18 protein-coding genes are annotated in these 16,688 nt (G+C 69.1%); 10 read left to right on the forward strand and 8 right to left on the reverse strand.

What is annotated here, in order from left to right; translation table 11 throughout:
* Positions 1–20: 20 nt before the first annotated feature.
* Both folP and ACFYTS_RS22675 read left to right on the forward strand, forming a co-directional pair.
* Entirely contained in the window at positions 21–893 is an 873-nt protein-coding gene (gene folP, locus ACFYTS_RS22670) for a dihydropteroate synthase (protein ID WP_357283301.1), read from the forward strand.
* Positions 890–1,813 (forward strand): glucosyl-3-phosphoglycerate synthase, encoded by a 924-nt coding sequence (locus ACFYTS_RS22675; RefSeq protein ID WP_357283302.1) that lies wholly within the window; start codon positions 890–892, stop codon positions 1,811–1,813. Before folP ends, ACFYTS_RS22675 begins: the two co-directional genes overlap by 4 nt.
* A gap of 19 nt (positions 1,814–1,832) precedes the next feature.
* Here ACFYTS_RS22675 and ACFYTS_RS22680 read toward each other — a convergent pair whose 3' ends face one another.
* The 5 genes from ACFYTS_RS22680 to sigE are packed head-to-tail and all read right to left on the reverse strand — an operon-like array spanning position 1,833 to position 5,902.
* A complete protein-coding gene (locus ACFYTS_RS22680; RefSeq protein WP_357283304.1) occupies positions 1,833–2,672 on the reverse strand; it encodes a hypothetical protein in 840 nt (279 codons plus the stop codon).
* Positions 2,673–2,731: 59 nt separating this feature from the next.
* Positions 2,732–3,169, reverse strand: a complete 438-nt coding sequence (tatB, locus tag ACFYTS_RS22685) for a Sec-independent protein translocase protein TatB (protein ID WP_357283306.1) — start codon at positions 3,167–3,169, stop codon at positions 2,732–2,734.
* Positions 3,170–3,182: 13 nt separating this feature from the next.
* Positions 3,183–4,742 (reverse strand): S1C family serine protease, encoded by a 1,560-nt coding sequence (locus tag ACFYTS_RS22690; protein WP_387306966.1) that lies wholly within the window; start codon positions 4,740–4,742, stop codon positions 3,183–3,185.
* Positions 4,743–4,752: 10 nt separating this feature from the next.
* Complete coding sequence (locus tag ACFYTS_RS22695; RefSeq protein WP_357283308.1) at positions 4,753–5,157, reverse strand: hypothetical protein; 405 nt, start codon at positions 5,155–5,157, stop codon at positions 4,753–4,755.
* Positions 5,158–5,212: 55 nt separating this feature from the next.
* Positions 5,213–5,902 (reverse strand): RNA polymerase sigma factor SigE, encoded by a 690-nt coding sequence (gene sigE, locus ACFYTS_RS22700; protein ID WP_387306969.1) that lies wholly within the window; start codon positions 5,900–5,902, stop codon positions 5,213–5,215.
* Between the two features lie 236 nt (positions 5,903–6,138).
* On the opposite strand from sigE, the gene ACFYTS_RS22705 reads away from it, so the two are divergent.
* The 6 genes from ACFYTS_RS22705 to ACFYTS_RS22730 all read left to right on the forward strand — a co-directional run bounded on the left by ACFYTS_RS22705 (position 6,139) and on the right by ACFYTS_RS22730 (position 11,255).
* Positions 6,139–6,786: an O-methyltransferase gene (locus ACFYTS_RS22705; protein ID WP_357283310.1), complete on the forward strand. Its 648-nt coding sequence runs from the start codon at positions 6,139–6,141 to the stop codon at positions 6,784–6,786.
* Positions 6,787–6,991: 205 nt separating this feature from the next.
* Positions 6,992–7,624 (forward strand): TetR family transcriptional regulator, encoded by a 633-nt coding sequence (locus ACFYTS_RS22710; protein ID WP_387306971.1) that lies wholly within the window; start codon positions 6,992–6,994, stop codon positions 7,622–7,624.
* Positions 7,625–7,667: 43 nt separating this feature from the next.
* Positions 7,668–8,603 carry an ATP-binding cassette domain-containing protein gene (locus ACFYTS_RS22715; protein WP_387306973.1) on the forward strand — a complete coding sequence of 312 codons (936 nt, stop codon included), beginning with the start codon at positions 7,668–7,670 and terminating at the stop codon, positions 8,601–8,603.
* Positions 8,600–10,261, forward strand: coding sequence for an ABC transporter permease (locus ACFYTS_RS22720; protein WP_357283315.1), 1,662 nt, complete (start codon positions 8,600–8,602; stop codon positions 10,259–10,261). Before ACFYTS_RS22715 ends, ACFYTS_RS22720 begins: the two co-directional genes overlap by 4 nt.
* A gap of 214 nt (positions 10,262–10,475) precedes the next feature.
* Complete coding sequence (locus ACFYTS_RS22725; protein ID WP_357283316.1) at positions 10,476–10,712, forward strand: hypothetical protein; 237 nt, start codon at positions 10,476–10,478, stop codon at positions 10,710–10,712.
* A gap of 60 nt (positions 10,713–10,772) precedes the next feature.
* Positions 10,773–11,255, forward strand: a complete 483-nt coding sequence (locus tag ACFYTS_RS22730; RefSeq protein WP_387306975.1) for a hypothetical protein — start codon at positions 10,773–10,775, stop codon at positions 11,253–11,255.
* 33 nt (positions 11,256–11,288) lie between these two features.
* Here the strand turns inward: ACFYTS_RS22730 and ACFYTS_RS22735 are convergent, their stop codons facing one another.
* A complete protein-coding gene (locus tag ACFYTS_RS22735; RefSeq protein ID WP_387306977.1) occupies positions 11,289–12,479 on the reverse strand; it encodes a hypothetical protein in 1,191 nt (396 codons plus the stop codon).
* Positions 12,480–12,577: 98 nt separating this feature from the next.
* Positions 12,578–13,792 carry a glucose-1-phosphate adenylyltransferase gene (glgC, locus tag ACFYTS_RS22740; RefSeq protein ID WP_387306979.1) on the reverse strand — a complete coding sequence of 405 codons (1,215 nt, stop codon included), beginning with the start codon at positions 13,790–13,792 and terminating at the stop codon, positions 12,578–12,580.
* Between the two features lie 211 nt (positions 13,793–14,003).
* Here glgC and glgA point away from each other — a divergent pair, with 211 nt between their 5' ends.
* Positions 14,004–15,173 (forward strand): glycogen synthase, encoded by a 1,170-nt coding sequence (gene glgA / locus ACFYTS_RS22745; protein ID WP_387307186.1) that lies wholly within the window; start codon positions 14,004–14,006, stop codon positions 15,171–15,173.
* Position 15,174: 1 nt separating this feature from the next.
* On the opposite strand, the gene ACFYTS_RS22750 is transcribed toward glgA, so the two are convergent.
* Entirely contained in the window at positions 15,175–15,678 is a 504-nt protein-coding gene (locus ACFYTS_RS22750; protein ID WP_387306981.1) for a GNAT family N-acetyltransferase, read from the reverse strand.
* 69 nt (positions 15,679–15,747) lie between these two features.
* Here ACFYTS_RS22750 and ACFYTS_RS22755 point away from each other — a divergent pair, with 69 nt between their 5' ends.
* Positions 15,748–16,686 carry a LysR family transcriptional regulator gene (locus ACFYTS_RS22755; RefSeq protein WP_387306983.1) on the forward strand — a complete coding sequence of 313 codons (939 nt, stop codon included), beginning with the start codon at positions 15,748–15,750 and terminating at the stop codon, positions 16,684–16,686.
* The last annotated feature ends 2 nt before the right edge of the window (positions 16,687–16,688 follow it).

Genomic DNA, 16,688 nt, shown 5'->3' on the forward strand with positions numbered 1-16,688 from the left:
GACGCAGTACAGTCGGGGGCATGTGTGCGCCGTTGCCGACATTGTGCGGGAAGCCGGTGGCGACGGATCGGGCGCTTGTCATGGCGATCGTGAACCGGACGCCGGACTCCTTCTATGACAAGGGCGCGACGTTCACCGACGAGGCCGCCCTGCGGGCCGTGGACACCGCGGTCGCCGGCGGCGCGGATCTGGTCGATATCGGCGGGGTGAAGGCCGGGCCCGGGTCGGAGGTGGACGCCGCGGAGGAGTCGCGCCGGGTGGTGCCTTTCGTGGCGGCTATCCGCGAGCGTTATCCCGAGCTGCTCATCAGCGTCGACACCTGGCGCGCCGATGTGGCGCGGGCCGCGGTCTCCGCGGGCGCCGACCTGATCAACGACACCTGGGCGGGCGCGGATCCGGAACTGGTCGGCGTGGCCGCCGAACTGGGTGTGGGAATCGTCTGCTCACATACCGGGGGCGCGATTCCGCGAACCCGTCCGCACCGGGTGCGGTACGCCGATGTAGTGACCGAGGTCACCGAGACGGTGGTGGCCGCGGCCGAAAATGCTGCGGCGGCCGGGGTGGCGAAGGACTCGATTCTGATCGACCCGACCCATGATTTCGGGAAAAATACCTACCACGGGCTCGAATTGTTGCGGGCGATAGACGTTCTTGTGAAAACCGGATGGCCCGTCTTGATGGCGCTGAGCAATAAGGATTTCATCGGAGAGACTCTTGGTGTCGAGCTGTCCGAACGATTGGAGGGCACATTGGCAGCGACTGCTTGGTCGGCAGCCGCGGGTGCTCGCGTCTTTCGAGTGCACGAGGTGGCCCAGACCCGCCGGGTCGTGGACATGATCGCCGCCATCCAGGGTCACCGCCCACCCGCCCGTACTTTGCGAGGTCTCGCATGAAAACAGACTGGGTGAACACCAACACCTTCGACCGTCCCGACTGGTCGGTCCCCGAACTCGTCGCGGCCAAGGGTGACCGCACCGTCTCGGTGGTCCTGCCCGCCCTCAACGAGGAGGCCACCGTGGCCGCCGTGGTGGCCAGCATCCGGCCCCTGCTCGGCACGCTGGTGGACGAACTCGTCGTCCTGGACTCCGGGTCCACCGACGCCACCGCCGCCCGCGCACAGGCCGCCGGGGCCCGCGTGGTCACCCGTGAACAGGCCGTCCCCGAACTCGACCCGGTCCCCGGCAAGGGCGAATGCCTGTGGCGGTCGCTGGCCGTCACCAGCGGCGACCTCATCGCGTTCGTCGACTCCGACCTCATCGATCCCGATCCGAACTTCGTGCCCAAGCTGCTGGGCCCGTTGCTCACGGTAGACGGCATGCACCTGGTCAAGGCGTACTACCGCCGCCCGCTGCGCACCGGCGAATCCGTCGACCACCACGGCGGCGGCCGCGTCACCGAACTGGTGGCCCGCCCGCTGCTGGCCGCGCTGCGCCCCGAACTCTCGAATGTGCTGCAGCCCTTGGGCGGCGAGTACGCGGGCACCCGCGAACTGCTCACCGCGGTGCCCTTCGCCCCCGGCTACGGCGTGGAGATCGGCCTGCTGCTCGACACCTACGACCTGCTCGGCCTCTCGTCCATCGGACAGGTGAATCTCGGTGTCCGCCAGCACCGCAACCGCCCGCTGGCCGACCTGGGCGTCATGAGCCGCCAGATCCTGGGCACCGTCCTGGGTCGCAGCGGGATCCAGGACTCGGGCGCCGCGCTGACCCAATTCCCCATGGTGGCAGGCGAATTCATCGCGAACACGACCGACGTCTCGCTCGCCGACCGCCCGCCCATGAACACCCTGCGCTCCGAGGAGGCCGCGGCCTGACCCGCCGCGGCAGCCGCGATCAGGCTCGGTCGTGGCGATAGATCGGAGTGAGCAGGTCCGCTTCGATCGGCTCTCCCGTGGAGCGGTCGTAGCGGACGCCCACCACCGTCGAGAACGGGTGGGTGGCCGCCCGCTCGTGCAGGGTCGCGAGCCGGGTGGCCAGCAGCCGGATCGCCCCCAGGGAGGCGGGCGGGTGCAGGCCGTCGATGACCAGCACGCTGCCCTTGCCGTCCGGGCGGGGGAGGCGGGCCAGGTAGGCGATGTCGTAGGGCTCGGTGCCGCCCGGGCGGTAGACCCGCCGCGCGGCCCGGTCCTCGATGCCCCGCCGCACCCGGCCGGCCCGCGCCACCGTGCGGCGCAGCCGGGGATCGGCGGCCACCAGATAGCGCAGACTGGGCGACAATTCGGGCCCGCCCAGCACGATCAGGCCGTCCCGGTCCAGATCGAGCGGGCGGCCGGGTAGGAACCGCTGGACATTCGCGGTGAAGCCGAGTTCGCGCAGCAGCTCCACCAGCCGGTGCGGCGCGGCCGCGTCGGGTGCGCCGACCAGGGCCATGGAGCGGGTGGTGCTGCGCACGTCCGGCGTGAGGATGGTGAGCGGACCGTGACCGAAGAACAGGCCCTCGGGCACCGGGCCCTGCGTGCTCACCTGATGGATGCGGGCGCGGGAAAGACCCGCGGCCGCACCGATTCTGGCGAACGTCCAGCCCTCGGCATGTAGTTCGCGGATGACTGCGCGGCGGATGCGCGTCAGCTCATTGATCTGCTGCTGCGCGGCTGCCACGCCTTCGGTGGCGGCTTTCAGGCGTTCGACCTTGTCCTCGATCGCGAATACCCGGGCCACCTCGTCGGCCGACATGTGCGCAGTCTAGATAGCTGGACAGCATCATGCGTCAAGTCCGGTAGACAGAATTGATCTCAGGTGGCGTCGGGATCCACCGGCGGACGTTCGTTGCGCTCCAGTGGTTTCTGTTCCGCCGGCATGGAAATGGGGCCGTATCCCGTATTGCTGGAACCGTTTCCGCTGTTCGCGGGGCTGCCCGGCTTGTCGAATTTGGTCAGATCGGTGAAGCTGTTCAGGATCGAGTCGTCCCCGTCCAGCAGGTGTTTGGTCACCATGGACCGTGGATTCATACCCCGCAGTTCGTTCAACTGCTCCAATGGTTTACGGATCTCGTCGAATTCCGGGCCGAGCTCATTGCGCAATTGCTGGGAAGCGCCGGTCGCGTAATCGCGGGCCTGTTTCAAGGCGTGCGCGGTCCAGCGAACGGCGCCCGGCAGTCGCTCCGGACCCAGAATCACGAGGGCGGCGACAAGCAGAATGAGCATCTCGCCCCAGCCGATATTGCTGAACACGAGTACAGGCTACCTACTCGTTCTTTCTATCCGTTTCCAGCGTCACCGGAACATCCACCTCACGACCGTCGCGAATGAGTTTCACGTTCACGGTCTGACCGATCTCGTGGGACTGCACCGCCACGGTGAGCTCCTCGGGACCCGCCACGTCGCGGTCGCCGACCTTCACGATGACGTCGCCCTCGACGATGCCCGCCTTGGCCGCCGGGCTTCCGGCCTGCACGTCGGCCACCGCCGCGCCGCTCATCACGTCATTGGCGACCAGCTTGGTCTTGGCGCTCACGCCCAGCATCGGGTGGTAGACCTTGCCCTCGCGGATCAGCGCCTGCGAGATGCGCTTGACCTGATCGACCGGGATCGAGAAGCCCAGGCCCACCGAACCGCCGCTCTCGGACTTGATGGCCGAGTTGATGCCGATCAGCCGGCCCTGCATGTCCACCAGCGCGCCACCGGAGTTGCCGTGGTTGATCGCGGCGTCGGTCTGCACGGCGTCCAGGGTGGCATCGGTGTCGGTGCCCTCGCCGCCCACCTTCACCGGCCGGTGCAGCGCCGACACGATGCCGGAGGTGACCGTCTTCTCCAGGCCCAGCGGGGAGCCCAGCGCCAGCACCTCGTCGCCGACCTGCACGTCGCCGGAACTGCCGAGCTGGATCACCGACAGGTTCTTCACGTCGACCTTGAGCACCGCCAGATCCGTCTTCGTGTCGCGCCCGACGATGCGGGTCGGCACCCGCTGGCCGTCGGAGAACACCACGTCCAGCTTGGCCTTGCCCGACTTGTCATTGGCGGCCAGCGAGATCACGTGGTTGTTGGTGACGATGTAGCCCTCGCCGTCGATCACCACGCCCGAACCGGTGGAACCGGTGTCGCCCAGCCAGGCGCGGACCGTCACCACTGCGGGCATCACCGCGTTGACCACCTTGGTGATCTGGTTGTGTGATTCGGGGGCCGCGGGCGCGGACTGCAACGACACCTTGCGGGAGGTCAGTACTGACGCCGACGAACCCGTGAAGGCCCCGACGACCCCACCGATCAGGCCGATCACCGCGGCGATGGCCGCCAGCAGCGACAGCGCCCGCCACGACACCCGGCCACCGAACAGCACCTCGCGCGCACCCAGCTTGGGTCCGGGGGCGAGCGGCGGCGCCGGGGGCTGCGGCACGGCCGGAGTGCCCAGGCGCGCGGCCGAATTCGGATCCCGCCACGGGTCGGCGGGCGCACTCGGCGCGGCGCTCTCGCCCTTGGCTTCGGGATCGCGCTGCAACAGCTCGGACGAACCCTCCGGGCGTCCGAACGCCTCTGCCAGCACCGCGTCCGGCGGCCGGTTCTGAATCTCGGAGCCCCCCGGCGCCGCCGCGGCCGCGGCACCCGCGGTGCGGGCCGCGAACGAGCCGTTCTGGCCGTTCGGGCGGCGGAAAGCGCGCGCGGTGTGATTGTCCACGTGCGGCCGGTACACCGGCCGCGGCCCCAGCACCGGTGCGTCCGACGGCCGCAGGTTCCCCCGATCGGCCGCCGAATCGGAGGTCGCCTCCCGTTCGGGCTCGGGCCCGGTGTTCTTCGATTCGGTGGTCACGCTATGGACTCTACTTGCGCCACCATGAGGTCCACCGTCTGCTGTCGAACGAATCTTGGCGCAGCCCGAAGGAACTCATGCCGCGCGCCAGCGGGCCCCGATCCCGATCGGCCGGATCCGGCGCGGGGTGATTGGCGCACTCCTGCAACAGCGCCCGCGGAATGCGGCTCAGCGTGTCGTGCAGGCTCAGCGGTGCGGAGATCTGATCCGAGGACTGCCGCAGCGCGATCCGCGCCTGCTGCTGGGCGTCCACCTCGGCCGCGCACTCGCGGCACACGGAAATGTGGTGGGCGGCACGCAGATACGCGTTCATCCGTAGTTCGCCGTCCACGTAGGCGGCGATGGCCTCACTGGCCAGATGCTCGGTGGGGGCGAAACGCGGGGGACGACGGTGCGGTCGGTCCTCGCCGTTCATACGCTGCACACCCTTCCGGACGATTCGAGGTCTTCGGGCGAGCGCTGCCCGCGGGTCACCCGATCTGCTCGGCGGCGATGCGCCGCTCCACCCCATTATGCTCGAGTTGCTCGCGCAGTGCCTGACGTCCTCGGTGGATGCGGCTGCGCACGGTGCCCAGCTTGACGCCCAGCGTCGCGCCGATCTCCTCGTACGACAGGCCCTCGATGTCACAGAGCACCACGGCGGCACGGAACTCCGGGGCCAGCGAGTCCAGCGCGGACTGCAGATCCGGATCCAGGTTGGCGTCGTGGTAGGCCTGCTCCGGATCGGGACCCTCGGACGGGACGCGGTCGTAGTCCTCGGGCAGCGCCTCCATGCGGATGCGGTTGCGGCGGCGGACCATGTCCAGGAACAGGTTGGTGGTGATGCGGTGCAGCCAGCCCTCGAAGGTGCCGGGCTGATAGTTCTGCAGGGAACGGAAGACCCGGATGAAGGTCTCCTGGGTCAGATCCTCGGCGTCCTGCGGATCACCGGTGAGGCGATAGGCCAGGCGGTACACGCGGTCGGCGTGCTCACGGACCAGTTCGTCCCAGGTGGGCATGACATTGCGGTCGCCGGTGGCGTCGAAGGCGGCGGTCCCGGTGAGGGCGGCCTCGTCGTCGGCAGGGGACAGCAGCAGAGCACTGTCCAGCGGGGTGTCGCTGTCGTGCGGCTGGATCTGCGGGTGCAGGGTGTTGGCGTGTTCACGCGCCGCGTCGACCATGTGGATGGGGTTACCTCCTACTCGGGACCGTGAACCTCGGTTACCGGTGTCAACCCATCCGTTCGATCGGCTGTTCCCGTTCCCCGAGACCGCGGTCGCTGGCCTGGCGTGAGCATTACTCTGGTCGGTCGTGATGAGGCAGCCGTATGCAGAGGCTGAGGGACACCTGAGAAAAATCGCCACACCGGCCGGTCACCGCCACGCCTTACCGGTGTATCGCCATTAGCCTCTACTGCGTGAGCCTGACTCCCGCGGCACAGAACCTGCAGCGCAACCTCGAATACGTCGAGGAATCCGTCGCCGAGGACGACATCCTCGTCGGCGCGCGCGAACGCGCCCTCGAACTCGGCGCCGCCCCGGTCGCGCCGGCCGTCGGCGCGCTGCTCAGCATGTACGCCCAGTTGCTCGGGGCGCGGGCCGTGGTCGAGGTCGGCACCGGGGCGGGGGTGAGCGGGCTGTGGCTGCTCGACGGCATGCGCGAGGACGGCACGCTGACCACCATCGACTCCGAGCCCGAGCATCAGCGCGCGGCCCGTGAGGCGTTCCGGTCGGCCGAGATCGCGCCCGCGCGCACCCGGCTCATCAACGGCCGCGCCCTCGACGTGCTGCCGCGGCTCGCCGACGGGGCCTACGACCTGGTCTTCATCGACGCCGCGCCGCTCGAGCACCCGCAGTACGTGGAGCAGGCGGTCCGGTTGCTCCGCGAGGGCGGGGCGATCCTGCTGCACAACGCGCTGCTCGGCGGGCGCGTGCCGGATCCGAACCAGCGCGACCCGCAGACCACGGCCGTGCGCGCCGCGACCCGGGCGATCGCCGAGGATCCGGATCTGACCAGCGTGCTGATCCCGGTGGGGGACGGCCTGCTCTGCGCCTCGCGCGGCTGAGAACGCAACGCCCGATGCGGATTTCGATCCCATCGTAGCGTTCCGTTCGTCGATATTCCGCGTCGCAACCAGTGCCGACGCGATGTTATCCGCGCACGGAAAGTCCCGATGCGCGGCATGGCGGGTATTTGGATTCCGTAAATCCTTGCGATCCGACCCGTTGGACCCTTGCGCTCTCGTTGAACGCGCGTTTAATGTATTGAACATGCGTTCAACCGACGATCTGACAACCCGGGCACGAATTCGCGATGCCGCGATCACCGTTTTCGGGGAGCAGGGTTTCGGGGTCGGCGTGCGGGCCATCGCCACGGCGGCCGGGGTTTCTCCGGGACTGGTCATCCATCATTTCGGGTCCAAGGACGGACTCCGGGAGGCGTGCGACGACCAGGTCCGCGAAACCGTCCGGGCCGCGAAACTGGAATCGGTGCAAAGCCCCTCGCCGACCACGACGATGCGGCAACTGGCCGAGATCGAGGACTTCGCGCCACTGATGGCCTACCTGATGCGCAGTCTCCAATCGGGCGGGCCGCTACTGCGGAACTTCTTCGAGCACATGGTCGAGGACACCGAGCAATACCTGCGCGCCGGGATCGCCTCCGGCAGTGTCCGCGAGGTGCGCGACATCGCGGCCATGGCGCGCTATATCGCCACCCAGAACGGCGGCGGCATGATGATGTTCCTGCAGCTGTACGCCGCCGAGCACGACGGACCCGTCGATTACCGGAAGGCGTTGCGCGAGTATGCCGATCGCATGATGCTGCCCGCGCTCGAGATCTACAGCGGCGGGCTGCTGGCCGACAGTTCGATGCTGGACGCTTACCTCGAACAGGCCGGGTAATTCCCGGCTGTTGACAGAAGTCGTTTTCCTACAAGGAGATTCGATGAACAATCCTGCCACTCCCGCGATCGAAGTCCGGGACCTGCACAAGAACTTCGGGCAGGTGCGCGCCCTGGACGGCCTCGACCTCGAGGTCGCGCACGGCGAGGTGCACGGCTTCCTCGGGCCGAACGGCTCCGGGAAGTCCACCACCATCCGCGTCCTGCTCGGCATCCTGTCCCGCACCTCGGGCGAGGCCCGGGTACTGGGTCGGGACCCGTGGACCGACGCCGTCGCGCTGCACCGTGACATCGCCTACGTGCCCGGCGATGTCACGCTGTGGCCCTCGCTGTCCGGCGGCGAGACCATCGACCTGCTGGCCCGCATGCGCGGCGGCATCAACCAGGACCGGCGCGCCGAACTGATCGAGCGCTACGAGCTGGACCCGACCAAGAAGGCGCGCACCTACTCCAAGGGCAATCGGCAGAAAGTGGCTCTGGTGTCGGCTTTCTCGTCGGACGCGCGACTGCTGCTGCTCGACGAACCCACCTCCGGCCTGGACCCGTTGATGGAGCAGGTGTTCGGCGAATGCGTGGCCGAGGCGGTGGCGCGCGGCACCACCGTGCTGTTGTCCAGCCACATCCTGTCCGAGGTGGAGAAGCTGTGCCAGCGGGTCACCATCATCCGGTCCGGCAAGACCGTCGAGACCGGCACGCTCGCGCAGATGCGGCACCTGTCGCGCACCTCCATCACCGCCGAGATGATCGGCAGCCCGGGTGATCTCAGCCGGGTGCCCGGTGTCGAGGACATCAGCGTCGAGGGCAACACCCTGCACTGTCAGGTCGACAGCGAACACCTCGGCGAACTCATCCGGGTGCTGGGCGACGCGGGGGTGCGCAGCCTGGTCAGCCAGCCGCCGACCCTGGAAGAACTGTTCCTGCGCCACTATTCGCTCGACGGCGGCGCGCCCGCCGGCGAGCGCGAGAAGGTGTCGAAATGACCGCCGTCACCGCCACCGCGCCCCGCATCGCCGAATCACCGTTGCGCGCTGCCGATTTCACTGGCACCGGCCAGCTGCTGCGGTTGTACCTGCGGCGCGACCGGATCGTGCTGACGCTGTGGGTGCTGCTGCTGTCGCTGCCCCTGGGCAGCGTCTACATCAAGAGCGTGGAGAAGGTGTACAGCACACCGGAGGATCTGGCGCACCTCGCGACCAGCATCCTCGCCAGCCCCGCGCAGCTCGCCATGTACGGGCCCGTCTACAACCCCACCGACCTGGGGGCCGTGGGCATCTGGAAGGCGGGGATGTTCCACACGCTCATCGGCATCGCCACCATCCTCACCGTCATCCGGCACACCCGCGCCGACGAGGAGACCGGCCGCACCGAACTGCTGGCCGCCACCCGGGTGGGACGCTTCGCGGGCCTCACCGCGGTGCTGATCATGACCTACGGTGCGGCACTGGCCACGGGACTGCTCGGATTCGTCAGTCTCGCGGGCACTTCGGTGCCGAGGACCGGGTCGCTGGCGTTCGGGCTGGCGCTGGCCGCGTCCGGCATCGTGTTCGCCTCGGTCGCGGCGGTCACCGCGCAGCTGTCGGTGAGCGCGCGGGTGGCGCGCGGGCTCGCCTTCGCGGTGCTGGGCGTCACCTACACGCTGCGGGCCATCGGCGACGCACGCGCCGGAGACGGGCCGACCAGTCCGCTCACCTGGCTCTCGCCGCAGGGCTGGTCCCTGCAGGTGCGGCCGTACGCGGGCGACCACTTCGCCATCCTGCTGCTGCACCTGGCCGCCACCGCGGTGCTGACGGTGGCCGCGTATTACCTGCTGGCACACCGGGATATCGGCGCCGGCCTGATCGCCGAGCGACCCGGCGCGGCCGGCGCGGGGCCCGCCCTGAGCGGTCCCTTCGGACTCGCGTGGCGGTTGCAGCGCGGCACCCTGCTGGCCTGGACCGTCGGGCTCGGGCTGTACGGGCTGCTGATCGGCAGCGTGATCCACGGCATCGGCGACGAGCTCGGCACCAGCCAGACCATCAAGGACCTGATCACCCGCATGGGCGGCTCGGACTCGCTGGAGAAGGCGATGGTGAACTACGCGTTCACCATGGTCGCGGTCGGCGCGGCCGCGTACGCGGTATCGGCCACGCTGCGGCTGCACGCCGAGGAGAGCACCGCGCACGCCGAGACCCTGCTCACCGGTGCGGTATCGCGAACCCGCTGGGTGGCATCGCATCTGGCGTACGGGCTGCTCGGTCCGCTGCTGGCCCTGGTGGTGTCGGCCGGGCTCGCCGGGCTGGTCTACGGCCGTGCCGCCGGGGACGTCGGCGGCAAGCTGGGGCAGACCCTGGCCGCCGCCCTGGTGCAGGTGCCCGCGGTGTGGACCTTCGCGGCCATCACCGTGGCCCTGTTCGGGCTGCTGCCGCGCTGGAGTTCCGTCGCCTGGGGTGTGCTGACCGCCGCCATCGCCGCGTTCCTGCTCGGCTCGCTGTCCGGTGCGCCGCAATGGCTGCGCGACCTGAACCCCTTCGAGCACGCGCCCAAGGTGCCGGGCGCGGCGTTCACCGCCACCCCGATCGTGGTGCTGCTGCTGGTGGACGTGGCCTTGATCACGGTGGGGCTCATCGCATTCCGCCGCCGGGACCTGCGCTCGGCCTGACGGCGACCGCCCCGCGAACGGCCGCCCCGGACATCCGGGGCGGCCGTTCGCGTGCCCGGGACACCCGCGAACCGGCAGCGAATCCTCAGCTGCCGGTGCGGGTATGGCGGGAGGGCAGCGGTGGCGGTGCAGGGGCAGTGTCCAGGGGTGGATTCGGGCCGGGCCGGGGGTGTACCCCAGAAAGGGATCGATTTATCGCTAGGAGGTGGGGGAGATGTTCGAGGGACTGGCCCTCGGGGTGCACCTGCCGACCGGATGGCTGTGGCCGGCACTGGTCGTCTTCGGCGGCATCCTGGGCGCGGCGCTACTGGTGCTCATGCTGGTGAGCGGCGCCCGGTTCGACGACCGCGAATCCCGCTACGTGCCGACCACGACGGGCTCGTGTCAGCCGTTCTGTGGCACCGGCACACCCGCGCCCGGGCTCCCGATGAGACCCGGAATCACGAACTGATCGGTTGCGTAGAGGTTTCCGGTCGGCGTCGCCGGATACTCCACGAGAATAGTTCGACGAGTGGGGGTTCCCATGGGTCAGCGGGTACCGGCCGTGGTCGGGTTGTACTTCCGCGACGGCGGGCAGTGGCGGCGCATCGCCGAATTCCGGCTCGCCGCGGACGGCCGCGTCACCTTCCGGGCGGTGGATCCGATGGAGGGCCTGGTCGCGCGGGTCTGGTATCACCAGGGCGTCGACATACTCGGCGGGCAGCGTACCGTGCTGCCCGCCGACGGCGCGGAATTCCTGCGAGCGCTGCTGCAGCCGTTCGGTTTTCGCGATTACCGGTTCCGGGACGACAGCACGCCGCGCGGCGGGCTCACCCGGGCCCGGCACACCGTCTCCCGCAGCGCGGCCGCGCCGTGTCCGGCCGACAATGAAACCGACTGCGCGGTAGTGGAATCGGAGTGTCGCCACTGCGACGAGCCGGAACCCGCCACCGGCGACCGCGCCCGTCGACCCGCCGCCTGGCGACTGCTGGACACGGATCGCATCCGCTTCTGAGATGCGGCGCCCTGAGCGCCGCACCCGGATTCGCTACAGGCTGTTGGCCAGCAGGGCGTACTGCGCGACCGCCTTCTTCTTCGCCTCGGCGTCATTGGCCCCGTCCGCTACGCCCACGTACTGCTTGTAGCGGACATAGCAGCGGCTGGGCTTCTTGTCCGAGGACCGGTGCACGCACTGGGAATCCGGCACCTTGTCGTCCACGGCGGTCGTGGTGGTCTCCTGCAGATTCCGGATCATCCCGGCCATCAGATCCGCGCCCGCCTGCGTGTCGCGCACCCGGATCACGAAACTGCCGTCCGCGACCGACATCTCGCTCGCGCCGGTATCGGCCACCAGCTTGGTCCAGAAGCCCAGATCATCCGACGGCAGCACCAGCCAGTTGGCCGGGAACACCGCGAACTTGTCCGGATCCACCGTGCGGTGGTCGCGGTCCATCACCAGGGTGCGGGCCAGCAGGCGATCCGGATCCACCGGCAGCTGCGCGATCTGATCGTTCGGGGTCGCCGCGAACGCGTCCAGCACCGGGACCTCCGCGTCCAGGGTCTTCTTGGACCAGGACAGCAGGCTCTGCAGATCGGCCGTGGGGCGCAGGATGAACAGCGAGATCACGAAATCCTTGTGCGCCATCGCGACTCCGATGGTGGGCACGCCCGGCCGCCAGTGCGCGTACGCGTCCGGATAGTCGGGCAGAGTGAGTTTCTGATTGACGTTCAACGCCACGGTGAAGTCGGCGTCCTCCAGCTCGCGGGCCGCCAGCTTCGCGGCATCCGCGGTCGGGAAGCGCAGCACGCGGGTGGTGATGGTGGTGCCGTTCGGGTCCGGATTGTCGTTGACGTCCTCACGATCGGAGCCGCTGGCCGCGAAACCGGCCACGAAGCCGCGATTCACCAGCACGTTCTTCACCGCGGACGCCAGGTGACTGACATTGAGCACATCGTCGACGCTGGCCAGCACCGCGCCGCCGCGGCCGATGTTCAACGCCGGATCGATCTTCACCGCGGGAGCCACCGCGGCGGTCATGCGAATGCCCTCGAGCGTCGCGCCCTTGCCGCCGTTGTTGCGGTCGTAGGTGTAGCGGTTCACCGGATAGGTCCCGGTGTCGAGGGTCCGGACATCCAGTTCGCCGGGGACGGCGGTGCCCGAACGGCCGCAGCCGGAGGCCAGTGCGGCGATCAAGGCGAGACAGGTGAGTGCGGTGACGACACGCGCCGGACGGCCCATGATGATCCCTCCCGCGCGGCCCTGCGTCGGCAGCGCTCCCTATCGAAAGATTTTCGGGCCAACGACCGCCGACTGTCCACTCCTATACCGTGTCGCGATCAGACCCAGATGCCCTTGCCCACGGTCACGACGCCGCCGTTGCTGACCGCGAAGCGTTCCCGATCGCGCTCCAGGTCGACGCCGATGATCTCGCCCTCGGTCACCACCACGTTCTTGTCCAGGATGGCGTGCCGCACCACCGCGCCCCGGCCGATCCGGGTTCCCGGCATGAGCACGCTGCCCTCCACCGTCGCGCCGTCCTCCACCAGCACGTTGGAGAACAGCACCGAATTGCGGACGGTCGCCGCCGACAGGATGCTGCCCGCGCCCACGATCGACTCCTGGGCCAGCCCGCCGCGGCCGAACTTGGCGGGTGGGAGGTTCTCGGCCGCACCGCGAATCGGCCAGTGCTTGTTGTAAAGGTCGAACACCGGATCCACCGACACCAGATCCATGTGGGCGTCGTAGAAGGCGTCGATGGTGCCGACGTCACGCCAGTAGCCGCGGCTGCGGTCGGTCGTGCCGGGCACCACATTGGTGGAGAAGTCGTAGACCGCCGCCGCACCGCCGCGCACCAGGGACGGGATGATGTCGCCGCCCATGTCGTGGTCGGAGTCGTTGTCGTCGGCGTCGGCGCGGATGGCGTCCACCAGCACCTTCGTGGTGAAGACGTAGTTGCCCATGGAGGCGAAGGTGACGTTCGGGTCGTCGGGGGTGCCCGGCGGGTGCACCGGCTTCTCCAGAAAGCCGACGATGCGGCCGGATTCGTCGGAATCGATGCAGCCGAAGGCGCTGGCCGAGCTGCGCGGGACCCGGATGCCCGCCACCGTCACGCCCGCCCCGGACTCGATATGCGCCTGCACCATCTGCTCGGGATCCATCCGGTACACGTGGTCCGCGCCGAACACCACGATGTACTCGGGGTCCTCGTCGTAGATCAGATTCAGCGACTGCATGATCGCGTCCGCCGAGCCGGTGTACCAGCGCGGCCCCAGCCGCTGCTGCGCCGGCACCGGGGTGATGTACTCCCCGCCGAACCCCGACAACCGCCAGGTCTGCGAGATGTGCCGGTCCAGGGAATGCGACTTGTACTGCGTCAGTACACAAATCCGCAGGTAACCGGCGTTCACCAGATTCGACAGCACGAAGTCGATGAGCCGGTACGCGCCCCCGAACGGCACCGCGGGCTTGGCGCGGTCCTTGGTGAGCGGAAAGAGTCGCTTGCCCTCGCCACCGGCGAGCACGATCCCGAGTACGTGCGGCTGGCTCCTCACACCACTGAAACTACCGGGTGCACCCGAACGTGGAATGTCCAGCATGTGCCGTGTTCATCGCGATCTTGCTGGCCACGTCGATTGGATGGTTCCACGATGAGCGTTTACGTTGGACCCGTGCACACGTCGCGATGAACTGCCGGGGATGAGAGACCCCGGGGCCGCGAACAGCCGGAGCGAAGCGGAGGCCATGGACAGAGCATCTCGTGGACTGCGAGTGGCCATGATGACCCGTGAATACCCGCCCGAGGTGTACGGCGGGGCGGGGGTGCACGTCACCGAACTGGTGCCCAGGCTGAGGGAACTGTGCGACGTCACCGTGCACTGCATGGGGGTCGCGCGCCCGGATGCGGTGGTGCATCAACCGGATCCGATGCTCTACGCCGCCAATTCCGCGGTCCAGATGATGTCGGCGCAGTTGCGGATGGCCGACGCCGCCAGCTTCGCCGACGTGGTGCACTCGCACACCTGGTACACCGGGCTGGCCGGGCATCTGGCCGCGCAGCTGTACGGGATTCCGCATGTGCTGACCGCGCATTCGCTGGAACCGCGGCGGCCATGGAAGGCCGAACAGCTCGGCGGCGGCTACCGGCTCTCGTCGTGGTCCGAGCACAATGCCGTGGTCTACGCCGACGCCGTGATCGCGGTCAGCGCGGGCATGCGGGCCGACGTCCTCGACGCCTACCCCGACATCGACCCCGGGAAGGTCCACGTGGTGCACAACGGCATCGACGCCCGGGTCTGGCATCCGGGCGGGCCCGCCCTCGGCTCCCGTGACGTGCTCACCGAACTCGGGGTGTCACAGGACCGGCCGATCGCCGCCTTCGTCGGGCGCATCACCCGGCAGAAGGGCGTGCCGCACCTGCTGGCCGCCGCCCGGCACCTCGACCCCGACATCCAGCTCGTCCTGCTGGCCGGTGCCGCCGACACCCCCGCCATGGAGGCGGAGGTCGCGACCGCGGTCCGCGCGCTGCGCGACGATCGCGACGGGGTGTTCTGGATCAAGGAGATGCTGCCGACCGAACTGGTCCGGCAGGTGCTCGCCGCCGCAACGGTTTTCGTGTGCCCGTCGGTGTACGAGCCGCTGGGCATCGTCAACCTCGAGGCCATGGCCTGCGGGACCGCCGTGGTCGCCTCCGACGTCGGCGGCATTCCGGAGGTGGTGGCCGAAGGGGAGACCGGGCGGCTGGTCCACTACGACGAGCACGCGCCCCACGACTACGAACGCGGCCTGGCCCGGGCCGTCAACATGGTGGCCGCCGACCCCGTCACCGCCGCCGCCATGGGGACGGCCGGGCGGGTCCGGGCCATCGACCACTTCGACTGGACGCAGATCGCGGCCCGCACCGCGCGGATCTACGACCAGGTTCGCAAGGGCTGAATCAGAGCGGGTAGCGCATGAACACGTCGGCGCGGTCGTAGGGGCTGGGCGGCAACTCCGACGGCGGGACGTGGACGAAACCCATCGACTCGTACAGGTGCACGGCGCTCGCCAGGCGGGCATTGCTGGCCAGGAAGAACTGCTCCGCCCCCAACTCGCGGGCCTGGTCGATGGCCGCCTGCAACACCACGCGGCCGATGCCCCGGCCCCGGAAGCGCGGCGACACAGCCATTTTCGACAATTCGAAGACTCCCGGATGCTCCTGGACCAGGGCCACGCAGCCGACGGCCGCACCGCCCAGCCGGGCGATGAGCACCTCGCCGCCGTTCGCGACGATGGCCTCGGCATTGTCCAGGGTGGCCAGATCGGCGGCCTCGACCGTGAAGAAGGCCTCGATCCACTCCAGATTCAGGTCCCTGAAGGCGCGCGCGTCCTCGGGTCCGGCCATCGGTGCGACCACGATCGAATCGAGCTCGGGGGCTTCGGCGTCCGTCTGCTGAGTCACCCCGAAAGCATGTCGGACTTCGAACCATAACGTCCAATACTTGATAGCTGATATCGATATCATCAGCTTATGAACGCTGGGGTGGAGCTGCGGCACCTGCGCTATTTCCAGGCCGTCGCCGAGGAACTGCACTTCGGGCGCGCCGCGGCCCGCCTGCACATCGCCCAGCCCGCCCTCACCCAGCAGATCCAGCGCCTGGAGACCCTGCTCGGCACCCGGCTCCTCGACCGGACCTCCCGCACCGTCGCCCTCACCCCGGCCGGGATCGTGCTGCGCGACCGCGCCGTCGCCCTGCTCGGCCACGCCGATCGCGACCTCGCCGAGGTGATCCGCATCGGCCAGGGCGGCCAGGGCACCCTGCACCTCGGCTTCGTGCCCTCGGTCCTGCCCCTCGAACCCCTGCGCGGCGTCCGCGAATTCCGTGCACGCTTCCCCCTCGTCCACGTCGACCTGACCGAAGGCTTCACCAGCCACCTGATGGCCCGCCTCGCCTCCGGCACCCTCGACATGGCCATCGTCCGCGACCCCGACGACCAGCCCGGCACAGTCACCACCCCGCTCATCACCGAACCGTTCGTAGCGGTCCTGCCCGCCGACCACCCCGACGGCGCCCGCCCCACCCTGACCGGCGCCGAACTCGCCGACGACCCCGTGGTCTTCTTCCCCCGCGCGGCAGGCGAACTCGCCTACGAGAAGAACCTCACGCCGCTCCTGGAATCCGGCCGCCGACCCCACATAGTCCAGGAAGCCACCAATTGGACGATCATCCTCTACCTGGTGGCCGCGGGCCTCGGCATCACCATCGCCCCGCGCAGCGCCACCTTCACCGCCCCCGACTCGGTCCGCATCATCCCTCTGACCGGAACCGAGGCCGCCACCACCATCTACACCGCGACCCGCGTGGGCGACGACCGGCCGCTGGTCCACAATCTGCTCGCCCTGCTCCCGCACCGCCCGACCGCACCACGCGAACAGCCGTGGGCGCCAGGCTCTTCCGGGACCGGATAGGC

The organism is Nocardia sp. NPDC004151 (assembly GCF_042874235.1).
GTDB lineage: Bacteria > Actinomycetota > Actinomycetes > Mycobacteriales > Mycobacteriaceae > Nocardia.